The following is a 23,170-nucleotide window of genomic DNA, read 5'->3' on the forward strand; positions in this document are numbered from 1 at the left end:
TCAGTGTTTCGTGAGTACCAGTTTGATGCCGAGTCCGACAAATGCCGTGCCGACCACGCGCTCCAGCCACAGGCGGTAACGCGGATTCCGGTTGGCGCGGCGCGCCAGTGTACCAGCGAGAAAGGCCGTACCGCTATTCCAGACCGTGCTCATCACGACAAAAATAGCGCCAAGCAGCAGGAAAGAGGTGGTTTTATGTGGCGCATCGGGATGCACGAACTGGGGGAAGAACGACAGGAAAAACAGGACAACCTTGGGATTGAGCACATTTGTCACGATGGCTTGCCAGAAAATGGTCAGCAGGGGGCGGCGTTCCGGTTCGGTGGAACGGGCAACCAGCGCTGCCGGTTTGCTCAATGCCATGCGAATCCCCAGATAGATCAGATACGCTCCGCCGGCCAGTTTGATGATGGTGAAAGCCAGTGCCGATGTGGCGATGATGGCGGTCAGGCCGAAAGCCGATGCAAATGCGTGAACCAGGCAGCCGACCGAAATACCGAGTGCGGAGATCAGTCCGGCAGTGCGTCCCTGCGCGATGCTGCGTCCGACGATGTAGGCCGTGTCCGGGCCGGGCGTGGCATTCAGCAACAGGACGGCCAGGCAAAACAGACCGAAATTAACGATACCAAGATGTTCCATAACCGTACTTTCCGTCAGAAAAAAAGAGATTTAAGCCGCGACAGACGCCATGGACTGATGCTGGTCCAGCCAGGTGCGCAAATCGTCAAAGACCTGCGTGGCATCCAGTTCGTTCAGGATCTCGTGATAGAACCCGGGGTAATAGTGCGCCTGTACATGGCTGGGGCGGATGGCGGCGGCAAAGCGCTGGCTGCCGGCCGGGTCCACCAGATGATCATCCATGGCGACCAGCAGCAATACCGGCACGCTGATGCCGGAAGCATGGGCATGCGTGAATTCCATCGCTGCCAGCATGCTGTGCAGCAGACGCGCGCTGATTTTCGGATGGACCAGCGCATCGTTTTCGTAAGCCTGAATCACTTCGGCATCATGCGATAAATAGCGGGTTTTGAGGCCGTTCGGCAGGCCCGTGCCGGGAAACAGGCGGGTCGCAATGCGCAACAGCCATTGTTCTGCACCGGACATGCGGATCGCCAGTGCCGGTGACGACAGGATCAGGCCACTGACCGGCGCGATGGCGCCGGCGACAAAGCGGGCCGCAAACAATCCACCCATGCTGTGTCCCATCAGTAGTGGCGGGGCGCACAGCTGGCTGCTGAAATCCCGGATCACTTCTTCGGCATCACGCAGGATGGCGAGGTTATCCGGCACATCACCCGCCGCACCGTCCGACTGGCCGTGTCCGCGGTGATCATAGGTGCGGACAGTCAGACCAAGAGCATTGAAAAAACGGGCAACATGGGCATAGCGGCCGCAATGCTCACCGAGACCGTGCATGATGACGATCCCTTGCTCTGCGGTTCTGGCACCGGCAACGGTGGCTGCAGGCCAGTCGCGGACAAACAGCCGGATACCGTCACTGGTGATGAATTCGGATTCGTTGGTATGCTCGATGTGTGCCGTCATGAATCAGACACCCCAGACGACTTCTTTTTGCATTTTATTGGCGGCATGCAGCATTTCCAGGACGGGAAACACGCGGGCCGCAAAAGAAACCGGTTCCGGGATTTCATGTTCATGGTCGTCGCCTTTTTCGCTGTGGTGTGCATTCACATCCCGGCGGACTTCCTCTGATACCGGATGTGCCTTGCTGTCAGCGATGGCGGCTTCGATTTTGACGATGGCCAGCGGTAATTCCGCCGGGGTGATGATGCCGCGGTCAACATCCTTGTGCAGCAGATCGAGAATGCGGCGGGCGTGTTCTTTGTACATGGTGATCTCTGTTGCGGCTTTGGATTTAAACGTGATCAGCATGGTCTGGTCTCCTTGTTTCGATCGTTCCGGTAGGGACGGCTGGTTCGGGTGCTGCAATCAGGATGGGGCTGTTGAGTCAAGAACGTCCTTGCCTGCAGGCAGCTATTGACTGAAGTCATTTCTATGATAATCCGATTTCCGGTATTGTGGTTTCAGTTTGTCCGGAATGAGCGCATAAATGTATCGATGAGATCCTGATTCAGCTTTTTTTCTGGCCCCAGTGCGATAATCTGATAGATACGCTCACCCTGAATCACGAAGCGCGCCGCCATCAGCACCGGTTCACCGTTGCCCAGTCTGCCATGTATCTGCAGCACATCTCCCGGAATGTGGCTGTCTATCGTGGCTGCCGCCTGAATATTGCGCAGCATGCCCTGTTTCATGGCTTCGGAAACCTTGCCTGCCTGGCCGGCATCGTCCAGTTTCAGGGTGCCAATCGCAAAACTGATTCCGCCGGCTTCAGCAGCCGTCATCTGCATGGTCAGCGACAGCCCTGCAAGCACCACCGGCTTTGACATGCTGGCAGGTTTGCCCGGCATCAGTATGCTGAAAGGCGCATCATTGCCGCGCACTTCGCGCCAGTCAAATTGCGGGCTGCAGGCGTTCAGGAGCAGTGCGCATCCTGCGGTCAGCATCAATCTTGTTATCAGTCGCATTGGTCGTCAAAATCCATCAGTGTGGCTGGGTGCGGAATTCCCGCAGCGCAAATGCCACGCCGGTGCACAGCAGGATAACACCGGCGAGTATCGGCATGGCAGGCAAAGTCTGGCGTAACGCAAAAGCATAAGACAGCGCTGCCAGTGTCTCGAAGACGATCAGCTGCCCGCTGAGACTGGTTGCCAGTTTCTGGCTGGCGTAATTCCACAGCAAGGTTCCCAGCCATGATGCCAGCAAACCCAGCATGAGCATGATCAGTACGAATTTTTCCGGCGTGCTGCCCAGGGGAAACTGGAATGCTGAAGCATCCTGCTGATTGTGGAGCAGACCATAACCGACTAAGCCGGCCAATGCTAGCGGCAAGGTTGCCAGTCCCTGCACGGTCGCCCAGGTGCCGGACGGGATATGCGGATTGTTTTTCAGGAAACGGCTGTTCATGATCGGATACCAGGTCCAGGCTGCCACGGCAACCAGGGCAAGCATAGTACCTTTGACATAATCGTTGATGTTGCGCTGGTGATCCAGATGTTGCAACTCTTCGCCGTTCACCAGCATGATGCCGCTGAAAATCAGGAGCAGTGGAAACAACAGCTTTTTCCACGCAATCGCTTCGGACGGATGGTGCGGCGACCAGTTGGCGCAAACTGCAATCACGACGGGCAGGGTGCCGATCAGCATGGTCGGTAATGGCGCATCCGCCAGTTGAATCGCGCTGGCGAGTGCGGCATAGTAAATGATGTTCCCGATCAGAACCAGTTTCAGCGCACTGATCCAGTCCTGCCGGCGCAGCTGACGGATGCGGTGCCGGTCCAGCCATGCAGGAAACAGCGCAATCAGGCCGAATGCAAAATAGCGGCCAAATGACAGCATCAGACCGGGATAATCAGGCAACAACAGCGGCGTGATGAATACCAGCCCCCATAACAGGCCGGCGCCGAGTGCGGCCATGACTCCGTTGAACATAAGCACTTTCTCAAGAAATGGCATTTTCAGCCGTTCAGCATCCTATGATAATCGGTTTACTGCCGGCATACGCTGCCAGTCCGGATGAATTTGCCGCGGTGCTGGGTTATCATAGAGCGGCATTCGCTGTTGGCGGATGTTTTGCCTGACTTTCCAATAGCTGGGGTTACGATGTCATTGCGTCATATTGTTGTACTGGCGGTTTTTCCGTTGCTGCTGAGTGCCTGCGACCGGCTGGGGATTGCTGATCCGGCCAGGGAAGCAGCGCAGAAAGAGGCGGACGCGCGTGCGACCGGCAGCGCCTGCCGTCATGCCGGCCGCGCCATTGAAGACTGCTATGCGCTCAACCCTGATGCGGCACGTTCTGCGGTGTACGCCGGCTGGAAAGAGATGAATGACTATATGCGCGAAAACAAAATCGAGAACGTGAAACCGGAGATCGCGCATAACGCACCGGTCGCCGATGAAAATGCCAGCGCGTCCGAATCCGCTTCTGCCTCCGAATCTGCTTCTGCTTCAGCATCGGGCAAGTCCAAAAAATAAACGGACAGAGCTGCTGACCTTCGTCCCGCCTGCTCATCAGGCGGGCGATACTGATTTTCTGATTTTCTGAATATGCTCACGATACGACTCATGCAGGAACAAGACCTGGACGAGGTGTTTCATGTCCAGACCCAGACTTATGTCCCGCAAATGGTGGAACCGGTGGCCTTGCTGCGCGAGCGTCTGCAGGTCGCTGCCAGCTGCTGCTGGGTGGCTTGCGATGCTTTGGGGGTAGCGGCTTATCTGATGAGCTATCCTTCCGTGTCCGGAAAAATTTCCCGGCTGGGAGATTCTTTTTTGGTTGCGGCAATGCCTGATACCCTGTATCTGCACGATGTCGCCGTCGGCCAGCGTCTGGCAGGCAAAGGGGCTGGCACGGCTTTGATACAGCAGGCATTGCAATATGCACGTCGGCAGGGGTGGCCGCATGTCGGGCTGGTATCGGTACAAAGTACTCTGACATTCTGGCAAAAACAGGGATTCAGCGTATGTGAAAGACTGTCCCCGGAGCAGGAAGCTGCGTTGCAGACCTACTCAGGGGCAGCGTATTACTGTGAAAGGAAGCTGGATTTTCCGGTCTGAATCAGGAGACCGGAACCGTGATTATTCCTCGGCCTGCTCCTGTTGTTTTTTCCCTTTTTGCTTGTGGTAAATGATTTTCTTTTTACCGCCTTCGCAGACGCCGACAACGCGTAATGTGGTTTCTGTATCTTTCGGTACGGTTTTCAGGGTATAGTCATCGACTCCCTTGCGTTCCAGTTTTGCATGGACTTTTTCTACAATGGCATCACAGGGAGTGACTGCCGCCCAGCATGAAGCGCTGCCAAGCAAAGCAATGGTTACCAGACTTTGGGCCACGAAGTATTTATTCATTTTGTCTTCTCCTGTTCCATGGATGATTTGCTGCTGTTAATCAAAAGCTGGTGGTAAAACCGTATCATTTCTACATAATTTTTAACAGAGATGCGTTCATTGGTTCCATGAAAACGTGGTAAATCGTCACTCGTGGCACGTACCGGCGAAAATTTGAAAATATGCTGGCTGAGTTTTTCAAAATGCCGTGAATCCGTCGCCCCCAGCATCAGGCCGGGAGCAACGATGGTGTCGGCGAACACTTCGCGCACTGTCCGGTTCAGTGTCTGGTAAGCCGCTGAATCCGAAGCGGCCACCTGTGAGGGTTCTGAGTTACCCGGCAAGGCGGTGATATGCAGCGCATCGTTGCCGACAGTTTTTCGGATGTGCTCAATCATGCTGGCCTGCGTATCGCCCGGCAGGGTGCGGAAATTGACCGTTGCATCGATATGACCCGGTAATACATTGTCCTTGTTGCCCGCATGGATAGTGGTCAGCGCAGTCGTGGTGCGCAGCATCGCATTGGTGCTGCCGGTTTTTTCGAGCTGGCTTTGCACCAGTGGACCAAACAGCCACAGATTGGATAACAGCACCCGGTTCACGCCATCCATTTCGGGCGCAATTGTTTCAAACATATCCAGTGCCACGCCGCGTATATTGGCAGGCAGCTGTTTCTGTTCAAGCTGACTTAATGCCGTGCTCATCATGCCGATGGCTGTCTTTTGCGGTGGCATGGAAGAATGCCCGGGCGTCGCATCCAGACTCAGATGGACGCTGGCATAACCCTTTTCCGCCACGCCGATCAGTGCCGCAGCAGGTTTCAGGCCTTTCAGGATACCTTCCGTCACCAGCATTCCTTCATCCAGAATAAAGGCGAATTGCAGATGCCTGCTTTCAAGCAACTGGGCAATGACTTTCGCACCCTGCAGGCCGCCGACCTCTTCATCGTGGCCGAATGCGAGGTAAATGGTACGGCGCGGCTTGTAGCCATCGGCCAGCAGTCTTTCGACAGCCTCCATGATGGCAAACAGATTGCCCTTATCGTCCCAGGCACCACGCCCCCAGATCATGCCGTCTTTGACGACTCCGGCGAAGGGCGGCTGTTCCCATCGCGCTTCCGTTCCCGGCGCGATCGGCACCACATCCTGGTGCGCCATCAGCAGCACCGGCTGGGCGAGCGGATCGCTGCCTTCCCAGCGGTACAGCAGACTGTGACCGCCAATGACTTCCCGCTGCAACTGACGGTGGATCAGCGGGAACGATGTTGCCATGAGCTGATGCAGCTGCCTGAATTCTTCCTGAGCGCTCTGGCCGTCGCCGGCTGAGATGGTTTTGATGCGCAGGGCGCCAGCCAGTCTGCCGGAGAGCGCATTTTCGTCAAGACTGAGCACTGGTGCGGGAGTGACCGGGATTTGGCGGGACGCGTGACGCCATGTATTTCCGGCGATGATTAAAATCAATAACAATAAAATGCCTGAAAGCAATAAAATAATCCGTCTGGTCATGATGATGTCTCTTTATACTGATTAGAATAATTGTCGGATACCACTTCTCATCATTTCACATCTCTTACTTCTCTGGCAACATAAAATGGAGCGAGTGTCGGATGTGAACACAGTCGGCTGGGGCGGGTCTGACAATCTGATAAACCCGAATCTGAGCGATATGATTTTTTGATGAAAACTGCAGGATTACATACTGGCCGGATTGCCAAGGGACTGGCGTTGTGCCTGATCATGGCAATTGTGCTGGCGGCCGGTGCGTTTGTGTATACGCTGCGTTTGCAGGAAATCAGGAAATGGGAAAAACAGACCGAGACCTACAGCATTGTGCTGGCCGAGTCGACCAGCCTGCAGATGGATTTTGCCTACGCTGCGCTGGGCAATATTGCTGAACGGATTCAGGATCGCTGGAGTATCAGCGCCGAATATTTGTCCACCAAGTTGGGGACTTATGATTTTCATCAGTTCCTGAATGAAAAGGTCGCTTTATTTCCGTCGATTGAGGTGATTTCGGTTCTGGATGTGGACGGTCGGGTGATCAGTACTTCCCGCGCTTTTCCGGCGCCGGATTACAGTCTGGATGACCGCGATTATTTTCAGGTGCAGCGTGATAATCCGGTGCTGGGAACGTATCTGAGCAATCCCGTGCGCAGTAAAACGACGGGTAAATGGCTGTTTTTTTTAAGCCAGCGGCTGACAGGCAGTGACGGTGAATTTATCGGGGTTGCGACGCTCGGTATCTCACCGGATTTTTATACCGGCTTTTATCAGAAGCTGGGCTCAGAGGGGCATACTTCCATCAGCCTGCTGCGTAATGATTTCACTTTCCTTGCGCGCTGGCCTGAGAACGATAGCGTGATGGGCAAAAGAAATACGACAGGCAGCACATATCACCTGATTCACGATCTGCAGAAAAATTCCGGTGTACTCATTACGGATAGCGCCCGCATGTCCGATGACGGAGCGATCAGAACCCGTATGGCGGCGATACAGTCGTTGAAAAAATATCCGCTGATCGTCAATTTTTCCATCGACCCTGAATTGTATCTGTCTGACTGGCGCACGATGACGACGGCCATCACCATCGTCGCACTGGCAGCGATTGCCGCAGTCGTTGCTGCGTTCCGGGTACTGATTCAGTTGTCCCAGCAAAAAGACCGTGACATGCAGGTCATGACCGGATTGAAGCGCGAGGCCGATATCATCAATCGCAGTCAGGCCGGATTACTCAATAGCCTGACCGAGCAGCAAAAGGCACTCAAAGATTCATCCGACCGCTTGCAGGCTATTTTCCAGAATGCGGCGGACGGCATTGTGATGATTGATGATGCCGGGACGATTGAGGCGATGAATCCGGCGGCGCTCAGCATTTTGGGTTACAGCCAGGATGCATTGCCTGCCGACAGCAGCCAGTTTTTTTCCAGCCTGCACCAGTTGGATGTCCCGGGTTTATCGGCCTTATCCGCCGAGCTTTCGCAGAGCAGTCCGGTGCGGATGGAAACGGAGTGTCTGCGCAAGAATGGCACGCTGTTTCCGGCTGAATTATCCGTCAGTGAATATCGCCTGGCGGGGCAGCGCAAGATCATGATCACCATGCGGGATATTTCTGAGCGCCGCAAGATCGAGCGCATGAAGAATGAGTTCATCTCAACCGTCAGCCATGAGCTCCGAACACCGCTGACCGCGATACGCGGCGCACTGGGTTTGCTGACAGGCGGTGCTGCCGGAGATATCCCTCTCACATTGTCGCCGCTGATTTCGATAGCGAACAAGAACAGCGAAACTCTGGCGCGCCTGATTAATGATTTACTGGATATACAGAAAATCGAAGCCGGGAAAATGGATTTCAGTTTCGAACGGCTGAATGTGCTCAATTTGCTGGACAATGCCGCGCACAATAATCAAAGCCTTGCGGAGAGTCAGGGCGTTCGTATTGAGCTCGACACAGATCCGGCGATGCCGCCGGAAACGGCTGTCCTGGTGGATTATGGCCGTTTTCAGCAAGTGATGGCGAATCTGATTTCCAATGCCTGCAAGTATTCACCTTCCGGCAGCAAAGTCCGTTTAATGGCGATGCTGACTGGCGCGCGCAATCTGCGGGTGGCGGTGTCGGATCAGGGTGAAGGCGTGCCGGATAATTTCCATGACCGGATATTCAATAAATTTTCGCAGGCAGATTCTTCCGACACCCGCGCGAAAGGCGGCACCGGGCTGGGGCTGGCGATTTCCAGATTGCTGGTACAACAGATGCATGGTGAAATCGGCTTTTATAACCTGCCTTCCGAACAGGGCGGCGGCGCCTATTTCTTTATTGATTTGCCAGTCGCTGATGCTGAATCCGCCTGAATCAGAGTAGACCGATTTCTTTGGTGCGGACGCCCTGAAAAACGGTATTGAGCTGCTGGCTGTTCAGACCGTACAGGCGGCCAAACAATCCGCCGAGGACGGCGCGGTACTCGTTTAAGACAGGGTAGTCACGGTTCTGGAACAACTGCCCCGGAGTCAGGCTGATCTGCTCGCCCAGTATCTGGCCACCGCGCACATTACCGCCCATGACCCAATAAACGCTGCCGTGTCCGTGATCTGTGCCGCGTTTGCCGTTTTCGCGGAAAGTGCGCCCAAATTCACTGATGACCACCACGGTGGTTTGTTGCCACTGACTGCCCATGCCATCGCGGAAAGCGGTCAGGCCGCGGCCAAGCTCATCCAGTTTCCCGGCCAGCATGCCTTTGGCAGCACCCTGATCGACATGGGTATCCCAGCCGCCGATATCAACGAAGCCCAGAGTATATTTGTCCCGCATCATTTTCGCAATGCGTTGTGCTTCCAGCGTGAAACCCTTGGTGGTAATGGCGTTACGGTTGGCGGCATCCATTTCTTCCTGCATTTCGCGTGCGACTTCCTGCCGGACCGTAAAACCTTCATTAACCTGCTGCGCCAGTCCGGTCTGGCCGTACATTTTCTCAATCAACTGGCTTTGCCGCGCATCGAGGTTCTGACGGGAGAGATTTCTGACGGCCGTATTCACGACTTCCGCCTGGCCTTGCATGGTCAGCGGCAACTGATCGGTAAATGCCATGGCGGGCACCGGGCGGCCGCCGCTATTCAACACGGCAGCCAGCCGGTTCATGAAGCCGGAATGGAAATCACGGCGGCCATTTAATGGCTGCCCCAGTTCGATACTGTCCTGCGTTTCAAAATGGCTGCGCGACAGATCATCGGTACCGGCAAATGGAACAAAGGCGATTTCTTTCTGCTGAAACAGCGGATAGATGCTGTCGCGCAGTGCCGGATGCAGGCCCCAGTCGGCATTCAGTGCCAGTGCCGAATCGGCGCCAGTGCCCGGACGGGCGATGGCAATGTTGGGGCGGGATTCGTAGTAGAAGCTGCTCGCGGTCGGCACCAGCAGATGACAGGCATCATAGCCGCCGCGCAGAAAAACCAGCAACAGCTTGTTCTGTACCGCCGGTGCGGCCAGCAACTGACTGCTGTAGTTCAATGCCGGCAGGGCTGTCAGGGCAGCCATGCGTTGCAGGAGTTGACGACGATCCATACATTATCCTTTGATTGGTAAAAATCAGCGCCGCATCATTTCGGGCGATGCCAGAAACAGCATATTCCACTCTGCCGGTGTTTTTGCCTGTTGTAATGTTTGCTGGGTGTCTTTCCCTAAGGTCTGACTAAGCGTTTTGACATACATGGAATTGGCCAGCGCCGGTGCTGGCGGTTTTTCCAGCGTAGTCTGATTATCGGCCTTGAACAGTGCCGGTGTGCCGGCAGATAACGCCCGTGCGACATCAAACCGTGTTGCCATCTGGCCGGGGCTGGCCCAGGCGCTTTCCGTCATAGCATAACCGTCTGGTGTCTGTCTGCCATTCAGCGGTTCACCCATCATGTTCAGCCAGTTCAGGATGGGGCCGGTATTGACGATGCAATTGCCGTCGTATGCCAGACGGATCGACGAGACGGTGTAATGCAGCGGGTCTTTAAATTTATTACCGAGCGAAGCGATAAATTCCTGCGATTCAAACATGGTCAGCAAAGTGCGCGGAATATTGCCGTCGCTCTCCAGAAAACTTGTTGCCATGCTTTGTATCAGCGCTTCGGACGGTGTGTCGGACACAAAGTAAACCGCCAGTTTCTGGCTGATGTAACGGGCGGTTGCAGGCTGTCTGCTCAGCAGGGTCAGCACATCTTCCAGTTCGTTTAACCCCCGTCCCGGGATGCGGGTTCCCAGAATCTGCTTTTCGCCGAAATCATGGCGCTGCGGATTAAATTCAAACAAGCCGCGGCGCACATAGGCGCGGCTCAGCTCGGGGCGAATTTTTGGGGTGTTTTGCGTGAGATTCACGCCAACGCCGGTCAGTACCCGCGCCAGTTCCTGCACATCGCGCTGGGTATAGCCGCTGTTGACGCCCATGGTATGCAGCTCCATGAGCTCACGCGCGTAGTTTTCGTTGATGCGGTTGACGGCATTGTGCTCGTTGTCCAGGTAACGCAGCATCGCGGGGTGATAGACCGTTGCTTTCAGCAGATCCCGGAAATTGCCGAGCGCATGCGGGCGGATGGCGTTTTCTTCAAAATCACCCAGCATGGCGCGCAGATTATGCTTGCCACTGTGGATGTTGAAATGATTCATCCAGAACCAGGTCATCTGTTCCTGCAACTGGTTTGGAGAATAAATATCGCGTAACAGGGAACGTGTCATCGCTTCGCGCGCCAGGCGGTTCAGTTCCTGCTGATAATCTTTGCGCAGGCTGTCGTCGGTGCCTTTTTGCTGTTCTGCGGCGATCCGTTTTTTCTCCAGCGCAAAAATCATCTGATCCAGCGGCTGCTGCGAAATCGTCATGGCGCTGATCTGCGCCTGCACCACTGGCGGAACCACCGTCGCACGCCCCCACAATTGTTGGTGCAAAAAGAGATCTGTTCCGACGGCCTGTAACTGTTGATAAGTAGAAAAATTACTGCCCCAGGTCACGCGATTTAATAGTTGTTCTGGCCTGACTCCTGCCTGACTGAGCACCTTGCTGGCGGGGGGCGGCGCTTTGTAAGTTGCTGTATTCGTACTGGAGGGTGGCTGATGGGCACAGGCAGCCAGCAGGAACACAAATCCTGTGGAAACGAAACGCGAAAGAGGTGCAGCGGTTAACATGAGAATTCATTTCTCCGGACACAATCAACGGACGTCAGCATACAACGGATTACTCGGTGTATGGATGACCGTGGCAGGAAAAATAGTCTGCTGACAGAGCCTTCTCATCCTGCGTTTCCTCAGGGAAACACAGGCGATGTTTCAGAGGATATCGCTGTCGTCGCTGATACTGGCGTCGGTATCGGTGAAGTCCGTCGTGAAATCCGGTGAGCTGGCAGGTTCCGGATTTTGTGAAAAATAACCGGGGATCATGCCGCCTTCATTGGATGTCAGTTGCTGATTCATGGACTGGTCGGCGAGCGCGGAGTGCTGCGACCCGCCACCCATCAGATGGCTCAGACCCTGATACAAAAAGGCACCGGCAGCGACACCGGCCGCGGTCGCTGCCACATTACCCAGCAGGCTGCTGCCCTGACTGCCGAAAAAACTACTGCCGGACTGCGGGATGGCTGTTGCCGCAACAGGTGCGCTGGCGACAGCGGTTCCGTAGGCAGGCAAAGGATTACCGGTAACGGATGTTGCTGCTGGCACATTCACTGCGGCAGTGGCCGGGGCAGGATTCAGCGGGCGGGTGCTGGCGCTGTTACCCCAGGCACTGCTGGCCGGATCAAGAAAGGGTGTCGCAGCAGATGACGCGGGCAGGGCATTCAGTGCTTTTTGCTCGCGCAGATCGGCTTGCAGGCTGCTGATCTGTGTATTGGCGGCGGCCAGCGCCTGTTCCAGCAGCAGCGCACGCTGTACCAGCAGATAAGCGGCGTCAGGCTGACGGGTCACCGCCTGGCTGATCAGTGCTGCTGCCTGTGGATCTTTGCTGACGCCTTGCACTTGTACCAGCTGATCGAGAAAATTTTGTAAGACTTGCATTTCCTGAGGGGACATTGCTCTCTCCAGTCGAGGGTGATATGCCCCTATCTGGTCATGCTGTGATGATTTTCAATAGTCCCGCAGGGCGCGCCGGTATTGAATGGCTTCGGCGACATGCGCCAAGCGGATGTCAGATTCTCCGGCCAGATCGGCAATGGTGCGGGCAACCTTCAGAACCCGGTGATAGGCGCGTGCCGACCAGTTGAATTTTTGCATCGCCTGTTTCAGCATCTGGGCTGCTTTTTCTTCCGGTTGGCAGAGTGTGTCGATGTCGCTGGTGGTCAGCAGATTATTCGGTTTTCCCTGCCTGCGTTGCTGGCGCTGAAATGCCTGCTCGACCCGCTGCCGGATCTGGATACTGGTCTCACCGGCTTTTTGCGCCTGCAAATCTTCATATGGCAGCGCGGCAACCTGTATCTGCAGGTCAATCCGGTCCAGCAACGGGCCGGAAATCTTGTTCTGATAACGCGCCACCATGTCGGGCGTGCAGCGGCACTGACCATTGCTGTGCCCCAGATAGCCACAGGGACATGGATTCATGGCGGCGATCAGTTGAAAGCGGGCCGGAAAATCGGCTTGCTTTGCTGCACGGGAAATCGTGATGTGTCCGGATTCCAGTGGCTCGCGCAAAACTTCCAGCACCTTGCGGTCGAACTCCGGCAATTCGTCGAGAAACAGCACACCGTGATGCGCGAGCGAGACTTCGCCGGGACGCGGTGTACCACCGCCGCCAACTAATGCGACTGCGGATGAAGTATGGTGCGGTGCGCGAAATGGGCGGGATTTCCAGCGTTGCACGGAAAACCCCGAAGTCAGCGACTGGACTGCCGCCGATTCGAGTGCCTCCTGATCGGTCATGGCCGGCAAGATGCCCGGAAAGCGCGATGCCAGCATGGATTTTCCGGTGCCCGGTGGGCCGACCATCAGGACAGAATGATTGCCGGCAGCGGCAATTTCCAGTGCCCGTTTTGCCTGCAGCTGACCTTTGACATCTGCCAGATCGGCATAGCTGGTATTTCCGCAATGCAGCGTGGAGCGATGCGGTACCAGCCTTGCACTATCGTCGGTAGCGGCAAAGTGGGCGCATACCTGCAACAGCGAGTCGGCCGGATAAATCGTGGCATCGCTGACCAGCGCGGCTTCGCTTGCATTCTCACGCGGCAGGATAAATGCTGCCTGCTTTTGCGGGGAATGCTGACAAATGGCGAAGGTCATGGCCAGCGCTCCGCGGATCGGGCGCAACTCTCCGGAGAGCGACAGTTCGCCGGCAAATTCATACTGTTCGAGCTGATCGGCGCACAACTGTCCGGAAGCGATCAGGATACCCAGCGCGATCGGCAAATCAAAGCGGCCTGATTCTTTGGGTAAATCCGCAGGCGCCAGATTCACGGTGATCCGTTTGGCGGGAAATTCAAACCGCGAATTCTGCAGCGCTGCCCGCACCCGGTCTTTTGATTCCTTGACTTCTGTTTCTGGCAAACCAACGATCGTAAAGGCAGGCAAGCCATTGGCCAGATGCACCTCGACCGTGACCTGCGGGGCGTGCATGCCGTTTAAGGCACGGCTTTTGAGAACGGCCAGCGACATTTATTTATCAGACAGCTGCTCTTCCATGGCGGCGATGCGTGCTTCCAGCGCCTCCAGTTTGGCGCGGGTTTTGGCCAACACCTGTGCCTGAATATCAAATTCTTCCCGTGTCACCAGATCCAGCCTGGAAAAGCCTTGCGTCATGATAGCTTTGACATTTTTTTCAATGTCGCGCGCCGGTGAATTCTCCAGCGCCTGGCTGATTTTGGATTGTATGTCGTTAAAAAAATTGGATTTATCCATGAGTTTTGCCTGAAATGGTGATGACCAGCAACGCACACGTCACATATGCACGCAACTGGTGCGAAACTGAAATGGGTAACAGGTTGCTGAATTTTTACGCATCAAAACGGTGCGACATATATTCTCTGCACCAGATCGGTTCTGTTGCTACTTAATTTGTTTATATCTGCCAGAAATCATAGCGCAAAGCGCAGCGGCTGCCCATTGGCATCGTGATTTTCTTTGTGCCGTGACAGGCGGTATCCGGAATATGAGCGCTTATTGCCCTGTTATTGGCCGCTTTTCCGGTTGCTGCCACAGCTGGCACGACTCCTGCTAATACCTGGTTAAACATCTTTTAGGGTTCATTTCCGACATTGCCACGAACGATCTTCTGGCAATGCGCACCGGTGACCGATGAAGTGGGTTCAGTTTAGTTTCTTATTCAAAAACCAGGTTATACAGATAAAAGAAGGGGAAGCGTAATGAAAAAATCCGTACTCGCCGCTGCAGTTGCCACGACATTGCTGAGTGGCTTTGCCTATGCTGATGAACCGAAGCCAGATAATGAACTGAGTTTCAATATCGGCGTTGCCAGTGAATACCGTTATCGCGCCATCGCGCAGTCACGTCTGGAGCCTGCTTTGCAGGGTGGCGCTGACTATACCAATAATCCGACCGGATTGTATGCCGGCACCTGGCTGTCCACGATCAAGTGGATTAAGGATGCCGGTGGCAGCGGCGATCTGGAATGGGATATTTACGGCGGCAAACGCGGTGAAATCACCAAGGATGTCAGCTATGACGTCGGCGTGCTGAGCTATGTGTATTTGTCGAACGGTCTCGATAAAGTGCCGGGATCTGCAAATGCGAACACCACGGAGATTTACGGCCAGGTCGGTACCGGGCCGTTTTATGCGAAGTACTCGCATTCCGTCACCAATCTGTTCGGATTTGTGAACAGTAAAAACAGCGGCTATCTGGATCTGGGCGCGAATATTGAATTGCCGGAGGCGTACACACTGAATCTGCACGTTGGGCGGCAGACGGTTAAAAATAATTCGGCCTACAGCTACAATGACTGGAAAATCGGTCTGACCAAAGAATTCTTTGGCGTCTCTTTCAGTCTGGCAGCACTGGGTACCACGGCTGACAAAAACCTGTATGTGACACCGGCAGGAAAATTTACCGGCAAAACGACTCTGGTGCTGACAGCCGTTAAAACTTTCTGAGATGAGAGAACACTATGAAACTGATTACCGCCATCATCAAACCCTTTAAGCTCGACGAAGTCCGCGAAGCCTTGTCGGAAATGGGAGTGCAGGGTATTACTGTCACTGAAGTCAAAGGCTTTGGCCGTCAGAAAGGACACACCGAGCTGTACCGTGGTGCCGAGTATGTGGTCGATTTCCTGCCTAAAACAAAAATTGAAGCAGCCGTGGATGACGCGATCGTCGAACGCGCCATCGAAGCGATTGAGAATGCCGCCCGGACCGGAAAAATCGGTGATGGCAAGATTTTTGTCTATGACCTGCAACAAGTTGTGCGTATCCGTACCGGTGAAACCGGTAACGATGCACTCTGATTCGCCTACGAGGGAGTTCACATGAAAAAATTATTCAAGAACATACTGATCGCAGGCGTCCTGCTTGCATCGGTGGGAGCAACATCCATGGGATGGGCGGATGAGATGCCGGTGAAAGCCGATACGGCAGCCGCCAGCCAGGCGGGCACCGCTTCCGCAACGGCCGCCACCCCGGCAGCTCCGGTTCCTGCTGCGGCAGCATCGGTCACATCGGCTGCACCGGCAGCGGTCGCCGATGCAGTTGCCGCATCCGCCGCGGCGCCGGCGCCGGTAGCCAACAAGGGCGATACCGCCTGGATGCTGGTGGCTACCTTGCTGGTCATCCTGATGACGATTCCGGGTCTGGCATTGTTCTACGGCGGTCTGGTGCGTTCTAAAAACATGCTGTCGATCCTGATGCAGGTATTCATGATTTTTGCCGTCATCATTGTCCTGTGGTGTATTTACGGTTATTCGCTGGCATTTACCGAAGGCGGTAAATTCATCGGTTCGTTCGACCGCGTATTCCTGAACGGAATCTGGGATCCTGCCAAAGCCACATTCTCCACTGCAGCAACTTTCAGTAAGGGTGTCGTGATTCCTGAATTTGTCTATGTGGCTTTTCAGGCGACATTTGCGGCAATTACCTGCGGTCTGATCATCGGTGCTTTCGCCGAGCGCGCAAAGTTCACGGCTGTCCTGCTGTTTGTCGTCCTGTGGTTCACTTTCAGCTACCTGCCTGTGGCGCATATGGTCTGGTTCTGGACTGGCCCGGATGCGATCAAGGATGCGGCAACACTGGCGACTGAGACAGCAAAAGGCGGTTATCTGTGGCAGAAAGGCGCGCTCGATTTTGCAGGCGGCACAGTGGTGCATATCAATGCGGCGATTGCCGGCCTGATCGGTGCCATCCTGATCGGCAAGCGGGTTGGTTATGGTAAAGAATCCATGGCGCCGCACTCGCTGACGATGACCATGATCGGCGCATCGCTGCTGTGGGTGGGCTGGTTCGGCTTCAATGCGGGCTCCGCGCTGGAGGCGGCAGACGTGGCTGCGCTGGCGTTCGTGAATACATTGCTGGCAACGGCTGCGGCAACTGTTTCCTGGGTGTTTGGCGAGTGGATGTCGAAAGGCAAGCCTTCCATGCTGGGCGGCGCTTCCGGTGCAGTGGCAGGTCTGGTCGCGATTACGCCGGCATGCGGTTTTGTCGGTCCGATGGGGGCGCTGATCATTGGTCTGCTGGCCGGCATCGTCTGCCTGTGGGGTGTCAATGGGCTGAAACGCCTGCTGGGTGTGGATGATGCGTTGGACGTATTTGGTGTGCACGGCGTCGGCGGTATTCTGGGCGCATTGCTGACCGGTGTGTTCGCGGCACCATCTTTAGGCGGTCAGGGCATTTTCGACTATGTGACCAACAAAATGTCGGCAGACCCTTATTCCATCATGGATCAGGTCATCACACAGGCGACGGCTGTCGGTGTGACGGTAGTCTGGTCGGCAGTGGTCTCGGTGATTGCGTATAAGCTGGTGGATCTGGTTATCGGCCTGCGTGTTCCTGAAGATGAGGAACGTGAAGGTCTGGATATCACCAGCCACGGTGAATCTGCTTATCACTCCTGATCTGTGAATGCTTCACCGGTTTTAGCAAAGTCTTGATGTTGTAAAGCTAGTATCCTCAGTACATGAGCAGAGCGCATGGCACTGATTCCGCGGTTCAGCCTCAGGCTGAGCCGCTTTTTTTTCAGGTCACGGTTGCTGGGTGTGACGGGATTTTTACCGATAAAAAAACACCGGCAAGCCGGTGTTTTTCAGGGGTGCTTTCCGGATCAGTGCTGTGTGTTACAGATGGCTCCGGAAGCGTCTGGTGCAGGATTACTTGGTTTCCGCCTTGCGGACATATAACCACAAACGTCCCAGATCGGCAGTACCATCTGCAGCTTGCAGGGATTTGAAGATTTCTGCAGCCTTGTCGCGGTTACCGGATTGCAGATAAGCCATGCCGAGGTGCAGCCTGGCTTCATCGGCGGATTTCAGTCCGCCCTTGGCGATTCCCTGCTCCATCAGGTTGATCCCTTTTTCAGCCTGATTATTGATCACATAGTTGTAGCCGATATTGACCAGACCCGTACCGGTCTTGGCATTTTTCGCAGCAGTTTCACCGGCATCCAGCGATTTGATATCTTCCGCAGCCTGTTTGTAGACGCGGTCTTTCAGCTGCTTGTGTTTTGTTGCTTCCTTGCCGGCTCCAAGCAGGTTTGCGGCATAGCCGGCATCCACCGCAGTTTTGGCTTCCGATGGCAGACCTGCCAGCAGGGCGAGTTCGGCCATTTCCACGTATTGGGCAGCATCGTCCATATTGTTGGTTGCCAGCAGCAGGCGGTACAGGTCAAGACGCAGGCGATCCGAGAAGCCGGGTTTATGTTCGACCCGGTAAATCAGGTCGCCCCAGTATTCACGGGTCGGATAATGCTGAACCACGCGCTCCAGCACGGCGGTGTAGCCTGCATTGTCTTTGAGCTGCTGGTAGCTGCTGGCCAGCAGGCGCAGGTTTTCTTCGGTGGTGATGCGCTGTGCTTTTTCATCGTCAGCCAGCATGGTCTTCAACTGAGCAATCGCATTCTGGAAATCACCCTTGAGGTAATAGCAGCGTGCCAGCAGATTGTTCATCTGCGGATTGGCGTTGCTCTTCTCGATATAGCGTTTGGCCCAGACGATGGCTTCAGCATAATTTTTTTCGTTGTAATAGGTGCCTGCCAATCCCTCGATCAGACGCAATTTCTCATTGTCTTTGAGAAATTCGGAATTGATCATTTTGTCAAAGGAAGCAGCCAGCAGCGGCGTGTTGTTGGTGCCGGAAGCAACGACTGCGCGCATGCGGCTCAGGGCGAATACTTCGTAAGGCGTTTTATTTTCCATGTTGTCGAGCGCATTGATTTTTTCATTCGCTTCGGCAAACTGCTTCTTGTCCAGCAATTCCTGAATTTCAGTCAATGGTTTGCCCATTTCTTTGCGCACCACCATTTTTTTAGCCAATTCGGCTTTGTCTGCTGCTTCATCTGCGTAAGCGGTTCCGGTAGTGACAGGCAGCACGCCCGAGCCGAGTGCTGCAAACATCATGGCAGCGAACAGGAAAGAAATTTTTTTCATGGGATATCCGGTAAAAAATGAAGATGACCGCACGAGCGCGGGTTCGTCACAAAACGCTCAGCCATCGGCATCTGTTGACTGCTAATGGGCGGAAGCGGGCATTATAACTGAGTCGGCAGGCAGAACCTGCGGTCAGGCTTTACCACTTACAACCGGTATCCACCACGGTACTGACCGCCAGGGGAATCAGCCCGAGCAGTCCGATGCCGGAATACGCTTTCAGGCAGTCTTTCCGCTCCGCCTTGCGGGTGCCGTCGGCCAGCTGTTTTTCCAGGCTTTCATCGCGCCGGTGGCTTTGCTGGATTTGCTCGATGGTACCCGGCTGGCGCTGGCGGTCGATGGCCAGCGCGCTGCGTTTCAGGCTGTCCAGATCGAGTGCAGGAGCCTGACCGGGGAGCGCGGCTTCCTGAGGTGATGCACTGCTGGCCGGTGCGGGGATATTCATGCTCTGCATCGCCACGGCAGGCGGTGGCGTGACCGGTTGCCGGCGGCTGATTCGCGGCGTTACGCCGCTCGTTGCCTGTTGTGGTGCAAGAGATGGTGCAGGCTTGTTGTGCGGAGTGTCCGGCGTCAGCGGCAGCAGTTGCAGGTAGTGGATTGCAGCCTGTTTGTCAGCCGGACGAAACCACGACGATTGCTGAATGATGAGAATCACGAATCCGAGATGCAGCGCCGCAACAGCAAGGATGGATGCTGTGCGTGCAACAGGGATATGGGCAGGGGAAGTGCGCATCGCTAACCTGATTGTCATTGAGACCACGTTTCAGACCGGATGTTTTGGTAAAAAGTTCAACACTTCCCGTTGTTGCAAATGGCTGGCGATGATGGGTGCAGGACATCATCGCCATCAATTGCGTCATATCAGATGCGCAATAGCAATGTAATAGGAATTTAATAGCGATGGCTTAATGCATGTCGGCAGCTACGCCGGTTTCCGGCTGGTATTGCACCAGAATCCAGGGCTTGACGACCACCGTCCAGACCTCCAGATCCAGGTCCAGCCAGTTCTGCGCCTGCTGATCGCTCATGCGGGCAATTTTTCCTGTATGCAGCAAGGCCTGGATTTCACTGGCACGGTCTTCGGCCATCAGGCAGGCGACGGCCACCAGGTCCAGATCATGCTGGACTTCAATCACGGTACCGGAGGCGAAATATTTCAACAGATCGCGCCAGGGGTAACGGGCTGTTTCCTGATTGATCTTGGTTGGTAAAGAGGCGTTGTCGGTCATGGTTTTGAATGGGATGAGGTGCAGAAAAATGCGATCTGTTGATTTACTGTGGCGCTGTCCCGGCGTCGTCTGAAATGGCTATATTACCTTTCAGTAGTCCGGTCAGTTCGTCCAGAATTGTCGCACAGTGCTTTTCTTTGAGACGGAATTGCAGGCGCGCACGATCGCTGTAATCGACATGCAGCACCTGCGCTTCGTATTTGTCCAGTAAACGCCGGACAGCCGATTCATCGGAAAAATCAATGCTGATAGTGAGCGTGTTCATGAGCTCGACGGCGATCAGCTGTGCCAGTTTGCAGGTTTCCGAAATAGCCTGGCCGTAAGCGCGGGTCAGACCGCCGGCGCCCAGTTTGGTCCCGCCCCAGTAGCGGACGACCACCGCCAGCACGTTAGTAATTTCTTTGTGCACCAGCACGTTATACATCGGTCTGGCAGCGGTGCCCGAGGGTTCGCCATCGTCATCCAGCCCGGAGTCACCGGCGCAGATCAGCGCCCAGCAAACATGCACAGCACCCGGATGCGCTGCCCGTATCTGCGCCAACTGCTGCCGTGCTTCCGCTCTGCTGTGCAAGGGATACAGCTGCCCCAGAAAACGGCTTTTCTTGATTTCAATTTCCGCAAAAGCGGGGACGGCCAGCTGGAACATCAGAAAAAATACAGAAAAAAGGTGAAGCTGCGCGGACAGCCGGCAGGGCTCAGAGCCTTGTCAACCGGGGCTGTTGCGCAGAAAGAGAATGAAGAATGATGTACGCTGAAAGCAGTTACTGGATGACGAAATTGACGAAAAACACATCGGTCACACCGTCATGTTCTTTCAGTCCCAGCACTCCATTCAGGCGTTCCTTGATTTCATCAATCAGCGCATGCTTGCCTTCGGAATTCTGAATCTGCGAAGACTCTTTGCCACTCAATAACATAATCATCGAATGCCGGACAACGGGCATATACAACTTGATTTTGTCCGCAGCCTCGGCGCTGGCGACCTGCAGCGTGATATTGATCTGCAGGTAACGGTCAAAGCTGGACAGGTTGACGGTAAACGGTTCCAGCACCGCAGTCGGCGCGCCGGCGTTGGCACTGGCTTCTTTTCCGCCTGAATTGGCCAGTGCAGAACCCGATTGCAGCGCGGACAGCAACAAGATCGCCGTCAGCAAGGTTTTCAAAGAAGTGATGTTCAGCATGGCAGGGCACTCCGGTTATTGCCTGTTCTAGTCATAAACTGGTTGCAGGGCAGGGCAGGGCGGGTGGCCTGCGTTGCACACATTGCCACTGCGCCCTCTCCCAGCATCTGATGATTAAACGCTCAATGGTTTGTAGCGGATGCGTTTTGGTTTGGCACCTTCTTCACCCAGACGTTTTTTCTTGTCGGCTTCATATTCCTGATAGTTGCCGTCAAAGAAAGTTACCTGAGAATTGCCTTCAAACGCCAGAATATGCGTCGCGATACGGTCGAGGAACCAGCGGTCATGCGAGATCACCATGACGCTGCCGGCGAATTCCAGCAAGGCGTCTTCCAGCGCGCGCAGGGTTTCGACGTCCAGATCATTCGATGGTTCATCCAGCAGCAGCACATTGCCGCCCTGCAGCAATGTCTTTGCCAGATGCAGACGGCCACGCTCACCGCCGGACAGATTGCCGACGATCTTTTGCTGGTCGCCGCCTTTGAAGTTAAAGCGCCCCAGATACGCACGCGATGGCATTTCAAAACGGCCCACGGTCAGAATATCGGCGCCATTCGCGACATCTTCAAACACGGTCTTGGTATTGCCGAGATCCTCGCGTGACTGATCGACCAGCGAGATTTTGGCGGTCTGGCCGAGCACCACCTCGCCGCTGTCCGGCTGTTCCAGACCCTTGATCATTTTGAACAGTGTGGATTTACCGGCACCGTTCGGGCCGATGATGCCGACGATCGCGCCGGGCGGGATGCGGAAGCTGAGGTTGTCGATCAGCAGGCGGTCGCCGAAGGCTTTCGAGACATTTTTAAATTCAATGACCTCATTCCCCAGACGCTCAGCCACGGGAATGAAGATTTCCTGTGTTTCGTTACGCTTCTGGTATTCATGCTCGCTCATTTCATTGAAGCGTGCCAGACGCGCCTTGCTCTTGGCCTGACGCGCTTTCGGATTCTGACGCGACCATTCCAGTTCTTTCTGCAGCGCTTTCTGGCGTGCCGATTCGGTCGCTTCTTCCTGCTTCAGACGTGCCTGTTTCTGATCCAGCCAGGAGGAATAATTGCCTTTCCACGGAATGCCGGCGCCACGGTCGAGTTCCAGTATCCATTCGGCGGCATTGTCGAGGAAGTAGCGATCATGCGTGATCGCGACGACGGTGCCGGGGAAGCGCAACAGGAATTGCTCCAGCCAGTCCACCGATTCCGCGTCCAAATGGTTGGTTGGTTCATCAAGCAGCAGCATGTCGGGTTTTGACAACAGCAGACGGCACAGGGCGACACGGCGCTTTTCACCGCCGGACAGGACGCCGATCTTGGCATCCCAGGCGGGCAGGCGCAATGCGTCGGCCGCCATTTCCAGCTGCAACTCCACGTTGTCACCGGCAGAGGTGGAAATGATGGCTTCCAGACGTGCCTGCTCCTCGGCCAGCGCATCGAAATCAGCGTTTTCATCGGCATAAGCGGCATACACTTCTTCCAGCCGTGCTTTGGCGGCAAACACTTCGCCCAGTGCCGACTCGACGGCTTCCCGCACGGTCTGCTCAGGATCGAGCTGCGGCTCCTGCGGCAAGTAGCCGATATTCAGATTCGGCATCGGGACGGCTTCACCCTGAATATCGGTGTCCAGACCTGCCATGATTTTCAGCAGCGAGGATTTACCGGAGCCATTGAGCCCAAGCACGCCGATCTTGGCGCCCGGGAAGAAGGAGAGGGAGATATCTTTCAGAATCTGGCGTTTGGGCGGCACGATTTTGCCGACGCGGTTCATGGTATAGACGTAATTAGCCATTTTTGCGATGTTTTAGATGGAAAACAGAATGA

General features: G+C 55.1%; 24 protein-coding genes. 6 read left to right on the forward strand and 18 right to left on the reverse strand.

Annotated features, from left to right (window positions below):
* The 5 genes from H8K27_RS01170 to H8K27_RS01190 all read right to left on the reverse strand — a co-directional run bounded on the left by H8K27_RS01170 (position 1) and on the right by H8K27_RS01190 (position 3,513).
* Positions 1-639, reverse strand: a complete 639-nt coding sequence (locus tag H8K27_RS01170; RefSeq protein ID WP_186861407.1) for a LysE family translocator — start codon at positions 637-639, stop codon at positions 1-3.
* Between the two features lie 30 nt (positions 640-669).
* Entirely contained in the window at positions 670-1,545 is an 876-nt protein-coding gene (locus H8K27_RS01175; protein ID WP_186861408.1) for an alpha/beta hydrolase, read from the reverse strand.
* Positions 1,546-1,548: 3 nt separating this feature from the next.
* Positions 1,549-1,893, reverse strand: a complete 345-nt coding sequence (locus H8K27_RS01180; protein WP_186861409.1) for a DUF1840 domain-containing protein — start codon at positions 1,891-1,893, stop codon at positions 1,549-1,551.
* Between the two features lie 152 nt (positions 1,894-2,045).
* A complete protein-coding gene (locus H8K27_RS01185) occupies positions 2,046-2,549 on the reverse strand; it encodes a hypothetical protein (RefSeq protein ID WP_186861410.1) in 504 nt (167 codons plus the stop codon).
* Positions 2,550-2,565: 16 nt separating this feature from the next.
* Positions 2,566-3,513 (reverse strand): DMT family transporter, encoded by a 948-nt coding sequence (locus tag H8K27_RS01190; protein WP_186861411.1) that lies wholly within the window; start codon positions 3,511-3,513, stop codon positions 2,566-2,568.
* Between the two features lie 171 nt (positions 3,514-3,684).
* Between H8K27_RS01190 and H8K27_RS01195 the strand changes: the two genes are divergently transcribed.
* Positions 3,685-4,056 (forward strand): hypothetical protein, encoded by a 372-nt coding sequence (locus H8K27_RS01195; protein ID WP_186861412.1) that lies wholly within the window; start codon positions 3,685-3,687, stop codon positions 4,054-4,056.
* Between the two features lie 90 nt (positions 4,057-4,146).
* Complete coding sequence (locus H8K27_RS01200) at positions 4,147-4,638, forward strand: GNAT family N-acetyltransferase (protein ID WP_186861413.1); 492 nt, start codon at positions 4,147-4,149, stop codon at positions 4,636-4,638.
* A 21-nt stretch (positions 4,639-4,659) separates the two neighbouring features.
* Here H8K27_RS01200 and H8K27_RS01205 read toward each other — a convergent pair whose 3' ends face one another.
* Together H8K27_RS01205 and H8K27_RS01210 are read right to left on the reverse strand one after the other, a co-directional pair.
* Positions 4,660-4,929, reverse strand: coding sequence for a DUF1161 domain-containing protein (locus H8K27_RS01205; protein ID WP_186861414.1), 270 nt, complete (start codon positions 4,927-4,929; stop codon positions 4,660-4,662).
* On the reverse strand, positions 4,926-6,413 hold the full coding sequence (locus H8K27_RS01210) for a M20 family peptidase (RefSeq protein WP_186861415.1): 1,488 nt from the start codon (positions 6,411-6,413) through the stop codon (positions 4,926-4,928). The genes H8K27_RS01205 and H8K27_RS01210 overlap by 4 nt, the downstream gene beginning before the upstream one ends.
* Positions 6,414-6,584: 171 nt before the next feature.
* Here H8K27_RS01210 and H8K27_RS01215 point away from each other — a divergent pair, with 171 nt between their 5' ends.
* On the forward strand, positions 6,585-8,756 hold the full coding sequence (locus H8K27_RS01215) for an ATP-binding protein (RefSeq protein WP_186861416.1): 2,172 nt from the start codon (positions 6,585-6,587) through the stop codon (positions 8,754-8,756).
* Between the two features lies 1 nt (position 8,757).
* Here the strand turns inward: H8K27_RS01215 and H8K27_RS01220 are convergent, their stop codons facing one another.
* From H8K27_RS01220 to H8K27_RS01240, 5 genes are all read right to left on the reverse strand, one after another.
* On the reverse strand, positions 8,758-9,963 hold the full coding sequence (locus H8K27_RS01220) for a DUF1501 domain-containing protein (RefSeq protein WP_186861417.1): 1,206 nt from the start codon (positions 9,961-9,963) through the stop codon (positions 8,758-8,760).
* A 24-nt stretch (positions 9,964-9,987) separates the two neighbouring features.
* Entirely contained in the window at positions 9,988-11,562 is a 1,575-nt protein-coding gene (locus tag H8K27_RS01225) for a DUF1800 domain-containing protein (RefSeq protein WP_186861418.1), read from the reverse strand.
* A gap of 141 nt (positions 11,563-11,703) precedes the next feature.
* On the reverse strand, positions 11,704-12,441 hold the full coding sequence (locus H8K27_RS01230; RefSeq protein WP_186861419.1) for a DUF2076 family protein: 738 nt from the start codon (positions 12,439-12,441) through the stop codon (positions 11,704-11,706).
* A gap of 54 nt (positions 12,442-12,495) precedes the next feature.
* Entirely contained in the window at positions 12,496-14,013 is a 1,518-nt protein-coding gene (locus H8K27_RS01235; protein WP_186861420.1) for a YifB family Mg chelatase-like AAA ATPase, read from the reverse strand.
* Positions 14,014-14,256: an accessory factor UbiK family protein gene (locus H8K27_RS01240; RefSeq protein ID WP_186861421.1), complete on the reverse strand. Its 243-nt coding sequence runs from the start codon at positions 14,254-14,256 to the stop codon at positions 14,014-14,016. It abuts the gene before it with no gap.
* A 464-nt stretch (positions 14,257-14,720) separates the two neighbouring features.
* Between H8K27_RS01240 and H8K27_RS01245 the strand changes: the two genes are divergently transcribed.
* From H8K27_RS01245 to H8K27_RS01255, 3 genes are read left to right on the forward strand one after another with little or no spacing between them, the layout of a single operon-like run.
* Entirely contained in the window at positions 14,721-15,467 is a 747-nt protein-coding gene (locus H8K27_RS01245; protein WP_186861422.1) for a TorF family putative porin, read from the forward strand.
* Positions 15,468-15,481: 14 nt separating this feature from the next.
* Positions 15,482-15,820: a P-II family nitrogen regulator gene (locus H8K27_RS01250; RefSeq protein ID WP_176803253.1), complete on the forward strand. Its 339-nt coding sequence runs from the start codon at positions 15,482-15,484 to the stop codon at positions 15,818-15,820.
* A 21-nt stretch (positions 15,821-15,841) separates the two neighbouring features.
* Positions 15,842-17,419 (forward strand): ammonium transporter, encoded by a 1,578-nt coding sequence (locus tag H8K27_RS01255; RefSeq protein WP_186861423.1) that lies wholly within the window; start codon positions 15,842-15,844, stop codon positions 17,417-17,419.
* Positions 17,420-17,671: 252 nt separating this feature from the next.
* Here H8K27_RS01255 and H8K27_RS01260 read toward each other — a convergent pair whose 3' ends face one another.
* The 6 genes from H8K27_RS01260 to ettA form a co-directional block, all read right to left on the reverse strand.
* On the reverse strand, positions 17,672-18,946 hold the full coding sequence (locus H8K27_RS01260) for a tetratricopeptide repeat protein (RefSeq protein ID WP_186861424.1): 1,275 nt from the start codon (positions 18,944-18,946) through the stop codon (positions 17,672-17,674).
* A 139-nt stretch (positions 18,947-19,085) separates the two neighbouring features.
* Positions 19,086-19,697: a hypothetical protein gene (locus tag H8K27_RS01265; RefSeq protein WP_186861425.1), complete on the reverse strand. Its 612-nt coding sequence runs from the start codon at positions 19,695-19,697 to the stop codon at positions 19,086-19,088.
* Positions 19,698-19,851: 154 nt separating this feature from the next.
* Positions 19,852-20,175: a DUF2288 domain-containing protein gene (locus tag H8K27_RS01270; RefSeq protein ID WP_186861426.1), complete on the reverse strand. Its 324-nt coding sequence runs from the start codon at positions 20,173-20,175 to the stop codon at positions 19,852-19,854.
* Between the two features lie 43 nt (positions 20,176-20,218).
* Positions 20,219-20,821: an IMPACT family protein gene (locus H8K27_RS01275; protein WP_186861427.1), complete on the reverse strand. Its 603-nt coding sequence runs from the start codon at positions 20,819-20,821 to the stop codon at positions 20,219-20,221.
* Positions 20,822-20,936: 115 nt separating this feature from the next.
* Complete coding sequence (locus tag H8K27_RS01280) at positions 20,937-21,356, reverse strand: flagellar basal body-associated FliL family protein (RefSeq protein ID WP_186861428.1); 420 nt, start codon at positions 21,354-21,356, stop codon at positions 20,937-20,939.
* A 114-nt stretch (positions 21,357-21,470) separates the two neighbouring features.
* Positions 21,471-23,138, reverse strand: coding sequence for an energy-dependent translational throttle protein EttA (ettA, locus tag H8K27_RS01285; RefSeq protein ID WP_186861429.1), 1,668 nt, complete (start codon positions 23,136-23,138; stop codon positions 21,471-21,473).
* Positions 23,139-23,170: the final 32 nt, after the last annotated feature.

It is taken from the genome of Cognatundibacterium griseum (genome assembly GCF_014284195.1).
Taxonomy (GTDB): Bacteria; Pseudomonadota; Gammaproteobacteria; order Burkholderiales; family Burkholderiaceae_D; genus Undibacterium; species Undibacterium griseum.

Excerpts from the sequence above, each read along its gene's own strand:
- H8K27_RS01170 (WP_186861407.1), bottom strand. The coding sequence starts at position 639 with ATGGAACATCTTGGTATCGTTAATTTCGGTCTGTTTTGCCTGGCCGTC.
- H8K27_RS01175 (WP_186861408.1), bottom strand. The coding sequence starts at position 1,545 with ATGACGGCACACATCGAGCATACCAACGAATCCGAATTCATCACCAGT.
- H8K27_RS01180 (WP_186861409.1), bottom strand. The coding sequence starts at position 1,893 with ATGCTGATCACGTTTAAATCCAAAGCCGCAACAGAGATCACCATGTAC.
- H8K27_RS01185 (WP_186861410.1), bottom strand. The coding sequence starts at position 2,549 with ATGCGACTGATAACAAGATTGATGCTGACCGCAGGATGCGCACTGCTC.
- H8K27_RS01190 (WP_186861411.1), bottom strand. The coding sequence starts at position 3,513 with ATGTTCAACGGAGTCATGGCCGCACTCGGCGCCGGCCTGTTATGGGGG.
- H8K27_RS01195 (WP_186861412.1), top strand. The coding sequence starts at position 3,685 with ATGTCATTGCGTCATATTGTTGTACTGGCGGTTTTTCCGTTGCTGCTG.
- H8K27_RS01200 (WP_186861413.1), top strand. The coding sequence starts at position 4,147 with ATGCAGGAACAAGACCTGGACGAGGTGTTTCATGTCCAGACCCAGACT.
- H8K27_RS01205 (WP_186861414.1), bottom strand. The coding sequence starts at position 4,929 with ATGAATAAATACTTCGTGGCCCAAAGTCTGGTAACCATTGCTTTGCTT.
- H8K27_RS01210 (WP_186861415.1), bottom strand. The coding sequence starts at position 6,413 with ATGACCAGACGGATTATTTTATTGCTTTCAGGCATTTTATTGTTATTG.
- H8K27_RS01215 (WP_186861416.1), top strand. The coding sequence starts at position 6,585 with ATGAAAACTGCAGGATTACATACTGGCCGGATTGCCAAGGGACTGGCG.
- H8K27_RS01220 (WP_186861417.1), bottom strand. The coding sequence starts at position 9,963 with ATGGATCGTCGTCAACTCCTGCAACGCATGGCTGCCCTGACAGCCCTG.
- H8K27_RS01225 (WP_186861418.1), bottom strand. The coding sequence starts at position 11,562 with ATGTTAACCGCTGCACCTCTTTCGCGTTTCGTTTCCACAGGATTTGTG.
- H8K27_RS01230 (WP_186861419.1), bottom strand. The coding sequence starts at position 12,441 with ATGTCCCCTCAGGAAATGCAAGTCTTACAAAATTTTCTCGATCAGCTG.
- H8K27_RS01235 (WP_186861420.1), bottom strand. The coding sequence starts at position 14,013 with ATGTCGCTGGCCGTTCTCAAAAGCCGTGCCTTAAACGGCATGCACGCC.
- H8K27_RS01240 (WP_186861421.1), bottom strand. The coding sequence starts at position 14,256 with ATGGATAAATCCAATTTTTTTAACGACATACAATCCAAAATCAGCCAG.
- H8K27_RS01245 (WP_186861422.1), top strand. The coding sequence starts at position 14,721 with ATGAAAAAATCCGTACTCGCCGCTGCAGTTGCCACGACATTGCTGAGT.
- H8K27_RS01250 (WP_176803253.1), top strand. The coding sequence starts at position 15,482 with ATGAAACTGATTACCGCCATCATCAAACCCTTTAAGCTCGACGAAGTC.
- H8K27_RS01255 (WP_186861423.1), top strand. The coding sequence starts at position 15,842 with ATGAAAAAATTATTCAAGAACATACTGATCGCAGGCGTCCTGCTTGCA.
- H8K27_RS01260 (WP_186861424.1), bottom strand. The coding sequence starts at position 18,946 with ATGAAAAAAATTTCTTTCCTGTTCGCTGCCATGATGTTTGCAGCACTC.
- H8K27_RS01265 (WP_186861425.1), bottom strand. The coding sequence starts at position 19,697 with ATGACAATCAGGTTAGCGATGCGCACTTCCCCTGCCCATATCCCTGTT.
- H8K27_RS01270 (WP_186861426.1), bottom strand. The coding sequence starts at position 20,175 with ATGACCGACAACGCCTCTTTACCAACCAAGATCAATCAGGAAACAGCC.
- H8K27_RS01275 (WP_186861427.1), bottom strand. The coding sequence starts at position 20,821 with ATGTTCCAGCTGGCCGTCCCCGCTTTTGCGGAAATTGAAATCAAGAAA.
- H8K27_RS01280 (WP_186861428.1), bottom strand. The coding sequence starts at position 21,356 with ATGCTGAACATCACTTCTTTGAAAACCTTGCTGACGGCGATCTTGTTG.
- ettA (WP_186861429.1), bottom strand. The coding sequence starts at position 23,138 with ATGGCTAATTACGTCTATACCATGAACCGCGTCGGCAAAATCGTGCCG.